Origin of the sequence: Polynucleobacter sp. MWH-Jannik1A5 (genome assembly GCF_018881795.1) — a bacterium.
In the GTDB taxonomy this organism is placed as follows: Bacteria; Pseudomonadota; Gammaproteobacteria; order Burkholderiales; family Burkholderiaceae; genus Polynucleobacter.
The window spans coordinates 561,845-578,555 of record NZ_JACVPQ010000001.1 but is presented as its reverse complement, the minus strand read 5'-3'; the positions used below and the strand labels follow the sequence as shown (position 1 = coordinate 578,555).

Here is a 16,711-nt window from a genome sequence, read left to right as displayed (position 1 = left end):
TCATTTTAGCCATTTACCTATAATTAAGCTTATGGGAAATCGACTATCAAAAATCGCCACCAGAACAGGTGACGCCGGGATGACTGGCTTGGGTGACGGCAGTCGCGTGGAGAAGGATCATCTGCGTATTTGCGCTATGGGCGATATCGATGAATTGAACTCAGAAATCGGGGTTTTGATGACTGAGCAGATTCCTGAAGGCATTTCTGCTGAATTGCATGAGCTTTTCCTGCAGGTGCAACATGATTTATTTGATTTGGGGGGTGAGCTTTGCATCCCCAACTACAAGTTACTCAATCCTGAGCATGTGGCTCAGTTAGATGTTTGGCTTGAAAAATACAATCAACAACTACCGCCTTTGACTGAATTCATTTTGCCAGGTGGTACTCGCGCTGCTGCACAGGCGCATGTGTGCCGTACGGTTTGCCGTAGAGCAGAGCGTTCGATTGTTCGCTTAGGCTGGGAAGAGCCTTTGTATGATTCCCCTAGACAATATGTGAATCGTTTATCAGACTTGCTCTTTGTACTTGCTCGCATCTTAAATCGTGCAGCCGGCGGATCTGACGTACTTTGGAAGCACGAAAAAAAAGAGACTAAGTAATTTAGTCTCTTTAGTTTTGTTTCTTACAAAATTACTTCTGTATTATTTTTTCTTGCTTCTACGTGTTTTAACAGCAGTAGCAAGACGCTCTAATACTTGCACCGAATCATCCCAGTTAATACACGCATCAGTAATACTGCGACCGTACTCTAATTTACTTGGGTCATCTTTGCCTGGTGTAAATTTCTGAGCGCCATCATTTAAGTGACTTTCTACCATCACACCAAAAATCTGATGTGAGCCAGATTCAATTTGCTGTGCAACATCATCAGCAACCACGATTTGACGCTCATGTTTCTTGCTTGAATTAGCATGAGACAAGTCAACCATCAAACTAGCTGGAAGCTTGGCTGCTTCTAGCTCAGAGCAGGCAGCCTGTACAAACTTCGCTTCGTAGTTCGGCTCTTTACCACCACGCAAAATGACGTGGCAATCTTTATTACCTTTAGTTTCCACCACAGAAACTTGACCATTTTTATGAACAGACAAGAAGTGATGTGGGCGACCTGCTGCTTGAATAGCATCGGTAGCAATCTTAATGTTGCCATCAGTGCCATTCTTGAAGCCGATCGGTGCAGAGAGTCCTGAGGCGAGTTCGCGATGAACTTGGCTTTCAGTTGTACGTGCACCGATTGCTCCCCATGAAATCAGATCAGCAATATATTGCGGAGAGATGACATCTAAGAATTCGCTACCTGCAGGCATGCCGAGGCGATTAATTTCCATGAGCACTTGGCGGGCAAGACGTAATCCCTCTTCGATGCGATAACTTTCATCAAGGTACGGGTCGTTGATCAAACCTTTCCAGCCAACAGTAGTGCGTGGCTTTTCAAAATACACACGCATCACAATTTCTAGTTCGCCAGCAAAACGTTCGCGTTCACTTAAAAGACGTTGACAGTATTCCAGTGCTGCACGTGGATCATGAATAGAACATGGTCCAATAATGACGAGTAAGCGGTCATCTTTACCGTGAATAATGTCGCGAATCTTTTTGCGAGTTTTACTGATCAGCGCTTCAGTTGGTGTTCCAGAAATTGGAAAGAAGCGAATGAGATGCTCTGGCGGTGGCAGAACAGAAATATTGTCGATGCGTTGATCGTCAGTATCCGAAGTCTTATCAACAGCGGAGTACCAATTAGCGGGATTTGTATTTTGTTGGCTCATGCGGCTATTTTAAGCCGTAATTAGCCAATATTAGGCAGTGCCGCCCACGGTCAGGCTATCAATCCTGAGGGTAGGTTGCCCAACTCCGACCGGAACGCTTTGCCCTTCCTTGCCGCAAACCCCTACCCCGCCATCGAGCTTGAGGTCATTTCCAATCATAGAAACCTGTTTTAGAGACTCTGGACCGCTGCCAATAATGGTGGCACCTTTGACGGGGTATTGGATTTTGCCGTTCTCAACCCAATAGGCTTCCGAGGCTGAAAAAACAAATTTTCCGCTGGTGATATCCACTTGACCACCACCAAAATTGACTGCATATAAGCCGCGCTTAATGCTGGCCACGATCTCTTGGGGATCATCTTTGCCGGCCAGCATGTAGGTGTTCGTCATACGTGGCATTGGCAATGAAGCAAAACTTTCACGGCGTCCATTGCCGGTGAGGGGCATATTCATCAGACGGGCATTTAAGCTGTCCTGAATGTAGCCCTTCAAAATGCCATCCTCAATTAATGTGGTGCATTGAGTAGGCGTACCTTCATCGTCGATATTCAAAGAGCCTCTCCGTCCAGACAAGGTGCCGTCATCAACTACGGTAACACCCTTGGCGGCAACGCGTTGGCCGATGCGACCAGCAAAGGCAGAGGACCCTTTGCGATTAAAGTCACCCTCAAGGCCATGGCCAACTGCTTCATGCAACAGAACACCGGGCCAGCCTGGTCCCATCACTACGGTCATTGGGCCTGCGGGCGCAGGGCGAGATTCTAGGTTCACTAAAGCGCCATCAACCGCTTCATCAACATAGCGGTTAATCAGCGCTTGATCAAAGTAAAGATAGTCATGACGTGCGCCACCACCAGAAGATCCAGATTCACGGCGACCATTTTGTTCGGCAATAACGTGAACGGAAACGCGAACTAAAGGTCGAACATCGGCAGCCAATAGGCCGTCGGCACGAACAACTAGAACCACATCAAACTCTCCAGCAAGACTGGCCATCACCTGAATGATGCGTGGGTCACGCGCTTTAGCTCGACGCTCAATACTTTCCAGTAACGCAATTTTTTCTTTAGGTTGCAGTGAATCAAGGGGGTTAATGTCTGAATACAACTTATTGGATACAGGATTAAATAATTTACTTGCAACTGCTTGTTTACCACCCGCTGGGCCAATTACCCGAGTTGCTTTTGCCGCCTTGCTTAAGGCGTCTAAATTAATTTCATCTGAATAGGCAAACGCAGTCCTATCGCCATAGATTGCACGGACACCAACGCCTTGATCAATATTGAAACTACCTGATTTAACAATGCCTTCTTCCAGACTCCAGCTTTCGCTACGAGTATGCTGAAAGTAGAGATCAGCGTCATCAAGGCGATGGGTAAATAAATGGCCAAAGGTGTGATGCAAATCTTGTTCCGATAAACCTGTTGGCTCAAGCAGAATGGATTTAGCTAATTTAATGAGGTCTGCTTGTTTTTTGGCTTTAGTCCAATTTGCAGGAAATAGTGCTTCTGGTGCATTCATGTGATTGGGCAGATCTTTCTTTAAAGCTTGCGATGTGCAAGTGCAGGTAACTTAGAGCGTACCTCGTTTAATTTATCTTTGCACAAGACCCCGGAAATAAAGCCCTCCCCTTCAGGGAGATTGGTCAAGATTTCACCCCAAGGATCAATCAACATGCTATTGCCCCAAGTGCGCCGTTGATTTTGATGCTTACCCCCTTGGGCGGAAGCCAATACATAACATTGGTTTTCAATCGCTCGAGCGCGCAATAGTATTTCCCAATGATCTTTCCCGGTGGTGTATGTGAATGCAGCGGGGATGATATGACAATCTACTTGGCCCAGAGTTCGGTAGAGCTCTGGAAAACGCAGGTCATAGCAAATACTTAAACCAAAAATCCACTCATTACCATTGCTTGAAATCTTGAGGAGTCCAGGTTCATTACCAGCTTCAATTGTTTCCGATTCTTGATAGCGCTCAGTTGCTGTTTGAAAACCAAACAAATGGATTTTGTCGTAACGAGCAATTTGTTTGCCGGTAGGACAAAACACTAAAGTTGTGTTGAGAACCTTGTTAGGTTCTTTTGCTTCTAGAGGAATAGTGCCAGCCACCAAGTGAAGGTTATTCTCTTTTGCAATCTGCGAGAGTTGCTCTTGAATGGGGCCGCTGCCAAAACGTTCACGAGCAGATACCTTATCAGTGTCTTTGAGCCCCATGAGACAAAAGTATTCTGGAAGAACGGCTAATTTTGCGCCATCTACTGCTGCGGCCGCTATTAGTCGACTTGCAGTAGAAAGGTTCTCTTGCAAGTTTGGGGTTGACACCATTTGAATAGATGCAACTTTGAGGTTTGCAGAGTTTGCTGATGTGCTCATAACAATCTAATTGGAAGTTTTATTGGGATTACCAGGATTACTTGGATTGCTTTGTGGCCCTGAGGGATTGTCCGGTTTAGTTTGTTCTTTAAGTAAATCTTTACTGCGAATAGTATTCAAGGTTTTGGAATCAATGGGTTGACCCTTCTGGTCAAGCGGAATTACCTCTGGGTTATCCCAGGAGCCTTGTACTAAATAGTCGGACTGTAGATTTCTGTTAATTTGGCTGGTAATCAGATACTGTCCAACCAGCGCACCAAGCCCTACGATAGGGTTGATAGCAAATGCAGCTAAAGAGCCGGCTGTGGCATCAATCGTTGGAAAGATTGTGACGCGCAGATCCTGTGTTTTCTTGGGGATATCGATTTGTCCAGTCATGGCAACTCTTGCTTGATCTAGACCCATCGTGAATTGCTTGGTTTGTGCCACTCCAGCATTGATATCAAAAGAGGCGTCAATAGTATTAAACGGAGTGCCTTTAGTAACAATGTTACCTAGACTGCCTTTAAGATCCAAGGTGGCAAACTTAAATAAACTCTGCAAACTAAGAACGTCAAGGAGTTTTGCTCCGCTAGTGTTAACCTCTATAAGGCGACCTTTTTCCAGATTTAAATTTGCCTTACCTGCCAGGGTCTCATATTGAGGGTTAAATGGAGATCCATCCCAATCTGCATTGATTGTCAACTTTCCTTGCCCGCCCTCTACTGACTTTTGATTGGTCCAGTGACCAATAATCTGGCCTGCATCCTTAATATCCAAATCAATATTTAAGTTGGTGTGTGCAGGGGTATTTTGCGAAGCGCCAACCCAACGACCAGTTGTAGTTGAGCTACCTTGTGGGTTGTTAAATTGAATGGAGTCAATATTGAGGGTGTTGCCCGTGGTTCTGGTTTTAATTCTTACCTGACCAAGCTGAGCTTTATCCCAATCAAAATCATCAATGGTTAAATCAATACTGGGAATAGATTCTGGCTCAATCTTATTTTTAGGCGCCGGAGTTTTTTGAGTTTGCTTTATTGGGGTTGAAGTGGGGGCAGCAATTACTGCTTCAGGAATCTTCAGACGCACAAGTTTTCCACTAATCAAGTCGCTGCCCTGAGCTTGATTGGCAGGCTGGTATTGAATATTGCCGGCAATTTGAGGGGATCCCCGCAAACGTAGTTGCCAGGAAGAATTTTTACTGGTTGCCGCCAAGTTTAAGTCCTGCCAGATACGATCAAATAAGGTCAGCTGCTTAATCTGGGCAGAAACTTGGATGCTGTTTGTAGCAGTGGAGTTAGGCGTGGATTTATTGTTGGTTTGACTTCCCAAGAATTCTTTCCAAGCATCTAAATTCAACTCATTACTGACGAGGTTTAGGGCAAAGCCTTGCTGAGGGGGTGTAGCAGGAGCTCCTATGCCTACAGTATGACGAAGGGTATCGTCATCAGTAATTTCACCTTGAATGAAATAGGCGTCTCCGATTTTCCCATCCCAAGTAAGGCGGCGTGAATTTGCTTTTGTTTTAGCAAATGTTTTGAGATTGATTTGGCCAAACATTAAAGCCCCAGCCTGTTTTTTCAAGGGGGCAGGGGCCGAGCTACCCCAGTCGCGCATATCAATCTTTAGGTTAGTTTCACTATTGCCCTTAGTAAATTTAATGATGCCGTCATATCTAGCTACGCCACTCATCGCCTGCAGGATTGGAAATGCCTGCATTGAACTATCTTTTGCAAAGTAATTTTTGATAAAGTTTGCCGAAATATTGCCGGAAATGTTGTAGCTTTGATTGACCTGATTTGAGGTCGCGCTTGAGATCTTGACATCACCACCAAGGAACTGAGCGGTAATATCTTCAAATTCTGGATTCACTTCGGTAATCCGAATTTTGCCCTTGAGATTCTCAAAAGGGGGCATGTCAGCCCATTGCACTCGGTTACCAGGAAAGCTTAATTGAACATCTGTGTTGGTCTCAAGACCTCCGGACAGTGGAATTTTCATGCCAAGATTGAGCTTGGTAGGGCCTGCTATTTTTAAGTTACGCTCAAGCTCAACCTGTTTTTTACCTACTGGCGAGGCAAAGAGGTAGTCCAATAGTTGTGATGCTTCGCCTTGCGCCTCGCCGTTTACTGTCAGCATTAGTTGCTTTGCGCTAACGCTTGGAATTTCGGCATGAAACTTACTCAGCGCAACTTGTTTATAACTCGCTTGATCAATGTCAACGGTAAAGTTGGCATTCTGCATATTAATAGCGCCATTGACTTTATTGAATGCAGGCCAAACACCCTGCGCTGTTGCGGTAGAGGGTACTGGGCTAAAGGTAGCGCCATTAATAGGCAGGTTGAGAGTGAACTCTCCTGAGCCTACTTTAGAGAAGGGCACTTCATTGGGATCACCCTTAATGTGCAAACTTCCTTTATTGATAGTTCCTGCATCAAAGGCCTTGCTTAAATAAGTTTTAGCCTCGACGCCCATGCCGACTGGTAAATAGCGATAAGCTGTTTTTAGATTGGCTTGTGCAAAGTCCATATCTAAGGTCATGAAGTCAGGTTTTTTAGCTTCGCCAATAATGTAATTCAAATTGAGTGTTGTCGAAATCTCGGGGTTGCTAAGCGCCAACTGCTTAGCATTAATCACCCAATTCCCTTTTTGTTTTGACCAGGAAATTTGGCCAGCAGCTTTATTTAGATTTATTTTGGGATCAACCAGTAGGTTGCTGATTTCCACTCCTAAATTGGCGGATTCTATCGAGAAAGTGCCCTTGCTTTGGTCTGCAGTAAGAAATCCCGATAAATTGGAAACGGAAGGCATCGATTTATTAAAGCCAACAAAACCAACGTTCACTAATTTTCCGCTGACAGAAAAGTCTAGCTTATTTGATTTAAACCATCCACCAGGAATATTGAGTGCCGATAACGCAGATTTACTCTCAGACCATTTGATATCTAGATCTTGTAGCTCACCATCTGCTTGTGATGCTTTGATCCATTGGTGAACTTTTTTTGACAGCGGTAAATTCATTGCAAAAAGCGCAACATCCTCTACCAAAATCTTGGGCGATGAAAATCCAAATTCCTTAATTTCTCCATCTGCAGCCGGCGGTCTCCACCGGAAAGTCATCGGACTGAGATGATCTAGTGGAGTAGTTTTTGGACTATCAATATCTCGCCACGCAAAAGTCTTAGTAGTCACTGCGATAAGCCCATCGACCGTCTCTTGGGTGAGGTTGGTTTCCAATCTTCCGAGGGCAATTGCATCCTCATTCTTGGAAAGTTGCACTGTTAAGTTGTCAGCAGCAAGATAAATGTCTCCACCATCTGGCTTGCCATTATCAATTTTTAATTTCCCATTAGAGCTGAGCACACCTTCTAAAGTGCTTAATGGTAGAGAAAAATCATTGCCAATTTGGCCAAGTTGAAGCGCGTTTAAATTCCAAGAGATGGTTCCAATCCAATCTCGCCAATTACCCGCTTGGCCGCCGATGTGATGAACTAAGTCAATATCAATTAAGAGCGGCCCTTTATTCCATGGAGTCGTCGTACTCAGTGAGCCTTTGTGACTACGGATGCCATTGCTAAGTGTGAGACTTTGAATGTCTACCGAAGTGCTCGCCTTCTTTTTAAATTGATCATCCCAAAAAAACTTGACGTCATTCACACGAATTTCATTTTGAGCAAAGAGCCAATTCTCAGCTGAATAGTCATTGGGTTTGCCATCAATTGAGATTCCAGCAATGGTGACAACGCCTTTAGTGTTGCGTTGCGCATGAATTTCAGCGCCTTCAAAATTTAACTCATGAAAGTAGGGCGCAAGATGATAAAAAGAGGACCAACTTAATTGACCATTAATCTTTTGTATGAATAAAAGTGGTTTTGTTTTTTCTGGACCATTAAAGCGCAGGCCATCGATTTCAAAATTAGGTCTAATGCCAGTCCAGGAAACACGTAGAGAATCCATCGAAACATCGGTGCCGATTCGAGCGCTAATCAGTCTTTCAACCGATTCTTTGGATTTCTCAATTTGCGGCCAAAGAACAAAACGAACGCCTACATGCCCAAGTACAAAAATGGCCAAAACAATGCCAGCCAAAATCAGGGCACGCTTACGCCAAGCCCGACTCGAACCTTCAGTACGTTTGGCTATTGCGCTCTTGAGGCGAGGCGGAATAATGTTTTGCAGCATGCCCTCTATTATCCGTCAGCCTTGGCTTGATCGCCAAGCTTCTGGACTGGGGTTTTCAAGGTCAGATTAAGATGAGGGGATGAATGATTTTTCCTATCAAATCGATTTTTTGGAGCAGCATTCGACTTATGCGCGACGCTGGCTAAGCGCGCGTCCTGAGTGGATGGAGTGGCTCCGCTTACAGGGGCAAAAAAAGGTTGATTTGCAAGGCATTAGGCAGCTGCTAGAAGAGTGCCATGTAAGACCTTCATCGGTTGAGCAGGACGAGGCTGAGTGGATGGCTAATTTGCGCTTAGCAAGGCAGCGTTTGATGCTGTGGGTGGCTTTTCGGGATTTAAATGGTTTTGCTGACTTGCATGAGGTTACCCATGCGCTGAGTCATTTTGCTGAGTTAGCAGTCTCTGCTTCAATTGCTTTTGTTCGGGAAGATCTCAAAAATCGTTTTGGAATACCTTGGAGCAATACGACCCAATCTGAAATGCCTCTCATGGTTGTTGGTATGGGCAAGCTAGGTGGTCTTGAGCTAAACCTCTCTTCGGATATCGATTTAATATTTTTATACGAGCATGAAGGTGACACTACTGGCGGACCTAAGAGTTTGTCTAATCACGAGTGGTTTACTCGTATGGGTAAGCGCTTAATCAAGTTGCTTGCTGAGCACGATGCCAATGGGTTTGTGTTCCGGGTTGATATGCGTCTTCGTCCCAATGGAGATTCGGGACCTTTGGTGTGCAGCTTGGACATGCTCGAGGAATATCTATTTGTCCAAGGTAGGGAGTGGGAGCGCTATGCCTGGATTAAAGGTAGATTGATTGCCCCGCTCCCAGGGTCTCCAGACTTTGCGCATTGCCAGAAAGAGCTTGATCAACTGATTCGCCCCTTTGTGTATCGCAGGCATTTGGACTACGGTGTGATTGCCTCTATTCGTGATCTTCATGCACAAATTCAGGCTGAGGCTGAAAAAAGATCCTCAGGTCATCAGGGGCGTTCACGCGATATTAAATTAGGGCGCGGCGGCATTCGGGAAATTGAATTTCTAGCGCAAATGTTCCAATTAATGAGAGGCGGCACAGACCCGCGCTTTAGAGTGCGCCCTAGTTTAGAGGTGCTCGAGCTGATCAAGAATTGCGGCATCCTGCCTGCTGATGAAGTGAAGTCATTGCAAGAAGCTTATATTTTCTTAAGACGTTTAGAACATCGCATTCAAGTTTGGGATGACCAGCAAACCCATTACCTTCCGGATGATGAGGATGCACGCTCACGCTTAGCAATATCGATGCAAGAGCAGAATGCGCAAGTCAATGCATTCATGACTGAATTAGATCGTCACCAAAATCATGTTGCGCAGTTATTTGAAAAAGCTTTTTTACTGGATGATGGCGCCCGCCTCGAAATCGCGCCATTAGCTTTAGGTTGGGTCCCTGATCAAACATTTTTCCCTAACTCATGTGTTCGCTGGCAGGCTTGGGTGGATAGTCCAAAACAAAAATTGTTGCCAGAAAAAAGCCGCTTAATTTTTGATAATTTAATGTGTAAGGCTGCGGAGCGCCTTCAGGGGGATGGATCCATCTCAGCGCACGCCGATCAAACGCTGTTACGTTTTTTTGACTTACTTGAAGCGATCGCTAGGCGCAGTGCCTATCTTTCCATTCTGGCTGAGTACCCAAGGGCTCTGTCAAATGTATTGGATTTGCTGAAGTCATCCCAATGGGGTGCTCAATATTTGACACGCCATCCACATCTTCTGGATTACTTACTGAATTCTCAGGCTGAGAGGGCTTTAATCGAGGATCCGGCAAAGTATTGGAGTGAAGTTCGATCCAATCTCAATATGCAGCTTGATGATGTGATGGCCGAGGGCGATGGTTCTGAGCAAGCAATGGATATTTTGCGCGTGACTCATCACAACGAAACTTTTATTACGCTCTTAACCGATCTCGGGATTGGTGTTCAGCAAGCGCTGCCGGTGGAGCGGGTAAGTGATCATTTATCGGCGCTCGCAGATTTAATTCTGCAGACCACCTTTGAGCGTATCTGGCCTAGCGTAGTAAAGAAGTTCGATTTACCTGCCGATACCAACCCACCATTCGCCATTATTTCTTATGGAAAGCTAGGCGGTAAAGAGCTGGGGTATGCCTCGGACTTGGACATTATTTTTTTGTACCAGGCAGATGAGGCTGATTATGCGGCACAAGAAATCTATGCTCTTTTAGCAAAGCGAATGATTAATTGGCTTACTGCATTTACCTCTACTGGCAGCTTATTTGAGATTGATACTCGTCTTCGCCCTAATGGGTCTGCCGGCTTTTTAGTGACGAATGCAGAGGCCTTTAAAAAGTATCAACTTCGCGAAGGTGATAATGCTGCTTGGGTTTGGGAGCATCAGGCTCTGACTCGGGCACGCTTCTCAGCTGGCAATCCAATAGTGGGTTCATTCTTTGACGCTGTTCGCTCTGAAGTATTAAGTCAGTCAAGAAATATTGAGCAGCTCCGCTCCGAAATTTTAGAAATGCGCCGCAAAGTTCATGCAGGCCATCCTAATGCCAACCCTGTATTTGATTTAAAGCATGATGCTGGCGGGATGGTGGATATTGAATTTATTGTGCAGTTCTTGGTTCTTGCCTATGCCCATCAACATCCAAAATTGGTTGGTAATCTCGGCAATATTGCCTTATTGCAGATTGCTGGTGAGATGGGTTTAATTACTCCAGAAGCTGCGCAATCTGTTGGCAATGCTTATCGCTTATTGAGGGCACGCCAACATCGATTGCGTTTGGATGGCGCTGAAAAAACGCGCGTCGACCTTGAACAGGAATCTGAATTCATCGCAGCTAGAGATGCTGTGCAAGCCCTTTGGATGGAAATATTTAAAGCGCCCTCTAATGTGAGCTAGAAGACCTTGTGACTGGATGTAGTTACTTTAGTTTTGCTCTAACAACTCACGAGCATGACGGCGGGTGGTATCAGTAATAGTCGCGCCGCCAAGCATTCTGGCGACTTCTTCAACTCGCTCTGCTCTACCCAAGACTTGCACTTGGGAAACCGTCTTCTCACCACTTTGTGATTTGCTGATTTTGAAGTGATGATTGCCTTGGGCAGCCACCTGCGGTAAATGGGTCACACATAGGATTTGGTGGGATTGGCCCAGTTGATGTAATAACTTACCCACGGTTTCAGCAACCGCTCCACCAATGCCAGCATCAACCTCGTCAAATATGAGGGTCGGAGTGAATGAGGCTTTGCTGGTGATAACGCTGATGGCTAAACTAATACGAGCTAACTCACCGCCGGAAGCTACTTTTGCAAGTGAGCGAGGTGTGCTGCCGGCATGGCCTGCCACTAGGAATTCAATTTGTTCTAAGCCATGTGATCCACCTTCATTCAGTGGTATCAGGGCAATCTCCAAACGACCGCCTGCCATGGATAAATCTTGCATGGCGCTTGTTACTAAATCACCCAGCTCTTTTGCGGCCTTGCTACGCTTCTGAGTCAGTTGTTTTGCTAGTTTTAAGTAAGCCCCTTCTTCTTGCTTTACTTGATCGCGCAGCACCTCAATATTTTGAGAGGCTGTTAGGGCATCAAGCCTTTCTGCTGTATCCAGAAGAAGCTTTGGTAGCTCATCAGTTTCAGTGCGGTATTTACGAGCTGCACTATGTAATGCTTGCATGCGCTCTTCCACTTGTGCAAGTCGAGCCGGGTCTAGGTCTATTTTTTGTAAGTAGCGATTTAGTCCATGAATCGCCTCATCTAGCTGAATACTTGCTGACTCAAGCGATTGGCTAATGTCGCTAAGGCTGGAGTCGTGCTCTGCAAGTGCGCTGATATTTCCGCACACCTTAGATAGGGTAGTTTCTAGGGAATTATCAGCTTCACTCAACAGGTCAACTGCTTCTTGACAGCCGCCAATGAGTTTTGCTCCATTCGCTAAGCGAGCGTGCTCACTTTGAATAGTTGCCCATTCACCTTCTTGCGGGGAAAGCTCAGTGAGTTCTTCCAATTGCCACTGAAGACGCTCACGTTCGCGCTCAACATCTTGCCCTGCATTTTCTGCCTGCTCTAGTCGACGACGAGAATCTGCAAGCGTTTTGAATGCTTTTGCTACATCGGCAGCAATGGGAATTAATCCTGCATGACTATCGAGGAGCTCTCTTTGAGCACCACCCTTGAGTAAGAGTTGATGAGCATGCTGACCATGAATATCTACTAATTGATCGCCGGCTTCACGTAGTTGCGTCAAAGTAGCAACACTGCCATTAATAAAGGCGCGACTACGACCATTGGCTTCGACAGTTCTCTTGAGTACCAAGCTTTGACCATCATCCTCTTGTGGAAAGCCTTGCTCATCAAGCCATTTACCCAACTCTTTAGACTGGTCTAGCTCAATGCGAAAGAGGGCGGAGATTTCTGCTCGGTTACAGCCCTCTCGTATTTGGCTGCTATCGGCGCGCTCACCAAGTGCCAAGCTAAGGGCATCTAAGAGGATGGATTTACCAGCACCCGTTTCGCCTGTAAGTACAGTAAATCCGTTGGTGAGATCTAGCTCTAGCTGATCAACGATGACGAAGTCACGAAGTGAGATGGTTTGAAGCATGTATTAGCGTAGCAAAAAACTCGACATCAGAATGTCGATGGGTACTCATTCCAGTGCAGCTTCTCGCGCAAGGTTTTGTAGTCGCTATGACTGCGCGGGTGCAAAAGAGTAATCGTTTTTTCAGATTGGCGAACCTCAATCTTGTCACCTGTTTGTAAATCCGTTTGTGATTGCATATCAAAATTGACAATAACTTCTCGTCCGTCAACTACCTCAATTACGGTGACAGAGTCTTGTGGCAAAACAATTGGACGGTTGGAGAGTGAGTGAGGCGCAATCGGCGCTAGCAAAATGCCAGCAACACGGGGATGCAAAATGGGTCCGCCAGCTGAGAGGGCGTAAGCGGTCGAGCCGGTTGGGGTCGACACAATTAAACCATCGGATCGTTGGTTGTACATAAAAGAGCCATTGACGTGAACCGCTAATTCCACCATCCCGGAAATTCCGGAGCGATTTACGACCACATCATTTAGCGCTAATGCACGATTAATTTCTTTGCCTTTACGTAATACAACCGCATCAAGCAATGTGCGAGCATCCGCTTCGTATTCACCAGCAATAATTTTTGGCAGAGTATCTTGTACCGACTGAATAGGAATATCGGTCATATATCCCAGACGCCCCATATTGATGCCAACCAGCGGCACATTGCTTCCCGCCAGCTGACGACCAATTCCTAGCATCGTGCCATCACCCCCAAGAACTACGACCAAATCAATTGCTCCAGCAAAGGCTTCTGCAGTTTTAGTGGGGAATTCTTTGAGACCCAAGTGCTGGGCTGTAGCCGCCTCCAGAAATACCTGGCAACCCAGGCCTTTAACCAGTGCAGCGAGGTCCTTGAGGTGCTCATCAATGCCCTCAGCATGGAATTTGCCGACAAGTGCAACCCGGCTAAATGCCTTCTTGGTGGAATTTGGGGATGGGCTTAACATATAACGATTAAACCATAGGCATAAAATCCCTTCCACCATGGATGAACGTTCCCGCGCCCTTCTCAAAACCCTCATCGAGCGCTATATCGAGGAGGGTCAGCCTATAGGCTCCCGCACTCTGTCTAGGTATTCGGGCTTAGATCTCTCAGCAGCCACCATCCGTAATGTCATGGCGGATTTGGAGGATATGGGCCTAGTGACCAGCCCTCATACCTCTGCTGGCCGAATTCCTACGCCAAGAGGCTATCGTTTATTCGTGGATACCATGGTGACAGTGCGTCCTTTGGAGGAAGTAGCTGCCCGCGAGGTTGAAAAAGGCCTCTTGCCGGATTCCCCGCAGCGAGTCATGACCTCAGCGGCACAGATTTTGTCGAACTTGACCCATTTCGCTGGGGTAGTGATGACCCCGAAGCGTGCCCAGGTTTTTAAGCATATTGAGTTTTTGCGCTTAGGCGAAGGCAAGATCTTATTAATTATGGTGACGCCAGAAGGTGATGTGCAGAATCGCATATTGCCGACCACACAAGATTACACGCCAAGTCAACTCATTGAGGCAGGCAACTTTATCAACACCCATTTTGCCGGTAAAAGTTTTGATCAAGTGCGACTGCATTTGAAATCCGACTTGGATAATTTGCGCACAGATATTTCTGGATTAATGGCGTTAGCTCTTCAAAGTGGTGTTGCTGATTACGACATGGGTCGTGGTGATATGGTTTTGTCTGGAGAGCGCCGCTTGTTAAATGTCGGAGATTTAAGTTCTAACTTAGATAAGTTACGCAAGATGTTTGACATGTTGGAGCAAAAATCAGTGCTGATGCAATTGCTTGATGTATCCAGTCATGCCGACGGCATTCAGATCTTTATTGGGGGTGAGAGCGACTTATTGCCATACGAGGATCTAGCTGTGATCAGCGCCCCATATAGCGTTGATGGGCAGATAGTGGGTACGCTTGGTGTCATTGGGCCAACGCGTATGGCTTATGACAGAGTGATTCCCATTGTCGATATCACCTCAAAATTATTGTCCGGGGCGCTGAGTTCCTAATCCTCGATCTATACCTATTAATTAACTAGAGACAAACATCTTGAATCCAAACCCGCATCTACGCGCATCTAAAACTGCAGTCTTAGTATTGAACTTGGGAACGCCGTCAGCCCCAACAGCAAAAGCAGTACGCGCTTATTTAAAAGAATTTCTTTCTGATCCGCGTGTAGTGGAGATTCCGCGCATTATTTGGTGGTGCATTTTGAATGGCATTATTTTGCCAATTCGTAGTAGTGCCTCAGCAAAAAAATATGCTTCTATCTGGTTGCCAAAATTGGGTTCGCCTTTAATGCATTACTCCCGTCTTCAGGCAAAAGAACTGGGTGATAAATTTGCAAATGAGGGTCACGCGGTCTTAGTTGATTTGGCGATGCGTTATGGGCAACCCTCTACCCAGTCTGCCCTTGAGGGCCTTAAGGCGCAAGGCATGGAGCGTTTATTAGTGCTACCTTTGTATCCTCAATATTCAGCTACCACTACAGCATCTAGCTTCGATGAAGTCTTTCGTGTTTTGAGTACTTGGCGAGATCAACCTGAATTGCGCTTGGTAAAGCACTATCACGACAACCCTTCCTATATTGCTGCGTTGCGCGATCAAGTGTTGAGTAGCTGGGATAAAGATGGGCGCCCTGACTTTGCTAAAGGCGATCGCTTTGTGATGTCATTTCACGGATTACCAAAACGCAATTTGATGAAGGGTGACCCTTACCATTGTGAGTGTCTAAAAACTGGACGTCTGCTTGGGGAGTCTCTTGGTTTAGAGCCAGGTCAATACCTTGTTACTTTCCAATCTCGCTTTGGTAAAGCCGAGTGGTTGAAACCTTACACAGCTCCAACGATTGAAAAGCTGGCTAAAGAAGGTTGTCAACGCATGGATATTTTTTGCCCAGGATTTCCGGCGGATTGTTTGGAGACGCTTGAGGAGATTGCTATGGAAGCTCGGGAAATCTTCTTGGAGCATGGCGGTAAGGATTATCGCTACATTCCCTGCTTGAACAGCAACCCCAAGTGGATTAATGCCTTGAGCGATATTGCCCACCATCATTTGCAGGGTTGGTCTTTGGGAACGGAGTCAGAGGCTGAATTAGCTAAGCGCGCTGAAAGAGCCGAGTTGGCCGAAAGAGCAAAGTCTTGAAATTATATTAATCGACCCCATATTACAAAGTAATAGCCATCTTTAAAGAAAAGTAAAATAGCGTCCATGACACAAGAAAATCAAAACCCATCTCCAGAACAAGAGAATCTAGCAGCTGAGCCAGCTGCCGAAACTGCAGCAGAAACGCCAGCCGTAAAAACGCCTGAGCAAGAAATTGCAGATCTCAATCAAAAGATTGGCGAGCTTCAAGATAATTTTTTACGTGCAAAAGCAGAGGGTGAAAATATTCGTCGTCGCGCTGTAGAGGATATTGCCAAGGCCCATAAATTTGCCATCGAAAGTTTTGCTGAGCATTTAGTGCCAGTGACCGATAGTCTCTATGCAGCATTGAGTACTGATGCTGGTGACGCCAAGGCATTTAAAGAAGGTCTAGAGATCACTCTTAAGCAATTGCTCTCAGCCTTTGAAAAAGGTCGTATGACCGAAATTAACCCTGCGGTTGGGGATAAATTTGACCCCCATCACCACCAGGCTATCGCTTCGGTGCCATCTGAGCAAGAGCCAAATACCGTGGTTTCAGTTCTGCAGCGTGGCTATACCGTGGCAGATCGGGTCCTCAGACCTGCTTTGGTGACGGTTAGCGCCCCTAAATAAATAGAAAATCGGGGTAAAACCCCAAAAAAGGCATAAAAAAGGCAGATTTCTGCCTTTTTTGCTATTCAGGCCCTTGAAATCGCTTT

The 16,711-nt window shown here is 45.9% G+C and carries 11 protein-coding genes; 5 read left to right on the top strand and 6 right to left on the bottom strand.

Annotated features, from left to right (window positions below; translation table 11 throughout):
- The first annotated feature begins 31 nt into the window (after window positions 1-31).
- Window positions 32-601, top strand: a complete 570-nt coding sequence (locus ICN23_RS02845; RefSeq protein WP_068320888.1) for a cob(I)yrinic acid a,c-diamide adenosyltransferase — start codon at window positions 32-34, stop codon at window positions 599-601.
- A 42-nt stretch (window positions 602-643) separates the two neighbouring features.
- Here the strand turns inward: ICN23_RS02845 and ICN23_RS02840 are convergent, their stop codons facing one another.
- The 4 genes from ICN23_RS02840 to ICN23_RS02825 are packed head-to-tail and all read right to left on the bottom strand — an operon-like array spanning window position 644 to window position 8,304.
- The gene (locus tag ICN23_RS02840) at window positions 644-1,768 is read right to left on the bottom strand and encodes a 3-deoxy-7-phosphoheptulonate synthase (protein ID WP_216230829.1); all 1,125 of its coding nucleotides are present in this window, start codon (window positions 1,766-1,768) and stop codon (window positions 644-646) included.
- Window positions 1,769-1,798: 30 nt separating this feature from the next.
- The gene (gene tldD / locus ICN23_RS02835) at window positions 1,799-3,289 is read right to left on the bottom strand and encodes a metalloprotease TldD (protein ID WP_255532682.1); all 1,491 of its coding nucleotides are present in this window, start codon (window positions 3,287-3,289) and stop codon (window positions 1,799-1,801) included.
- A gap of 20 nt (window positions 3,290-3,309) precedes the next feature.
- A complete protein-coding gene (locus tag ICN23_RS02830) occupies window positions 3,310-4,143 on the bottom strand; it encodes a carbon-nitrogen hydrolase family protein (protein WP_216230828.1) in 834 nt (277 codons plus the stop codon).
- Between the two features lie 6 nt (window positions 4,144-4,149).
- A complete protein-coding gene (locus ICN23_RS02825; RefSeq protein WP_216860533.1) occupies window positions 4,150-8,304 on the bottom strand; it encodes a YhdP family protein in 4,155 nt (1,384 codons plus the stop codon).
- 79 nt (window positions 8,305-8,383) lie between these two features.
- On the opposite strand from ICN23_RS02825, the gene glnE reads away from it, so the two are divergent.
- A complete protein-coding gene (glnE, locus tag ICN23_RS02820; RefSeq protein ID WP_216230827.1) occupies window positions 8,384-11,197 on the top strand; it encodes a bifunctional [glutamate--ammonia ligase]-adenylyl-L-tyrosine phosphorylase/[glutamate--ammonia-ligase] adenylyltransferase in 2,814 nt (937 codons plus the stop codon).
- A 27-nt stretch (window positions 11,198-11,224) separates the two neighbouring features.
- Here the strand turns inward: glnE and recN are convergent, their stop codons facing one another.
- Window positions 11,225-12,895 (bottom strand): DNA repair protein RecN, encoded by a 1,671-nt coding sequence (gene recN / locus ICN23_RS02815; protein ID WP_216230826.1) that lies wholly within the window; start codon window positions 12,893-12,895, stop codon window positions 11,225-11,227.
- Window positions 12,896-12,921: 26 nt separating this feature from the next.
- Window positions 12,922-13,827 (bottom strand): NAD kinase, encoded by a 906-nt coding sequence (locus ICN23_RS02810; protein WP_216230825.1) that lies wholly within the window; start codon window positions 13,825-13,827, stop codon window positions 12,922-12,924.
- A 37-nt stretch (window positions 13,828-13,864) separates the two neighbouring features.
- Between ICN23_RS02810 and hrcA the strand changes: the two genes are divergently transcribed.
- The 3 genes from hrcA to grpE all read left to right on the top strand — a co-directional run bounded on the left by hrcA (window position 13,865) and on the right by grpE (window position 16,625).
- Window positions 13,865-14,875: a heat-inducible transcriptional repressor HrcA gene (gene hrcA / locus ICN23_RS02805; protein ID WP_216230824.1), complete on the top strand. Its 1,011-nt coding sequence runs from the start codon at window positions 13,865-13,867 to the stop codon at window positions 14,873-14,875.
- Between the two features lie 40 nt (window positions 14,876-14,915).
- Window positions 14,916-16,010, top strand: a complete 1,095-nt coding sequence (gene hemH, locus ICN23_RS02800) for a ferrochelatase (protein ID WP_216230823.1) — start codon at window positions 14,916-14,918, stop codon at window positions 16,008-16,010.
- Window positions 16,011-16,076: 66 nt separating this feature from the next.
- The gene (grpE, locus tag ICN23_RS02795; RefSeq protein ID WP_216230822.1) at window positions 16,077-16,625 is read left to right on the top strand and encodes a nucleotide exchange factor GrpE; all 549 of its coding nucleotides are present in this window, start codon (window positions 16,077-16,079) and stop codon (window positions 16,623-16,625) included.
- The last annotated feature ends 86 nt before the right edge of the window (window positions 16,626-16,711 follow it).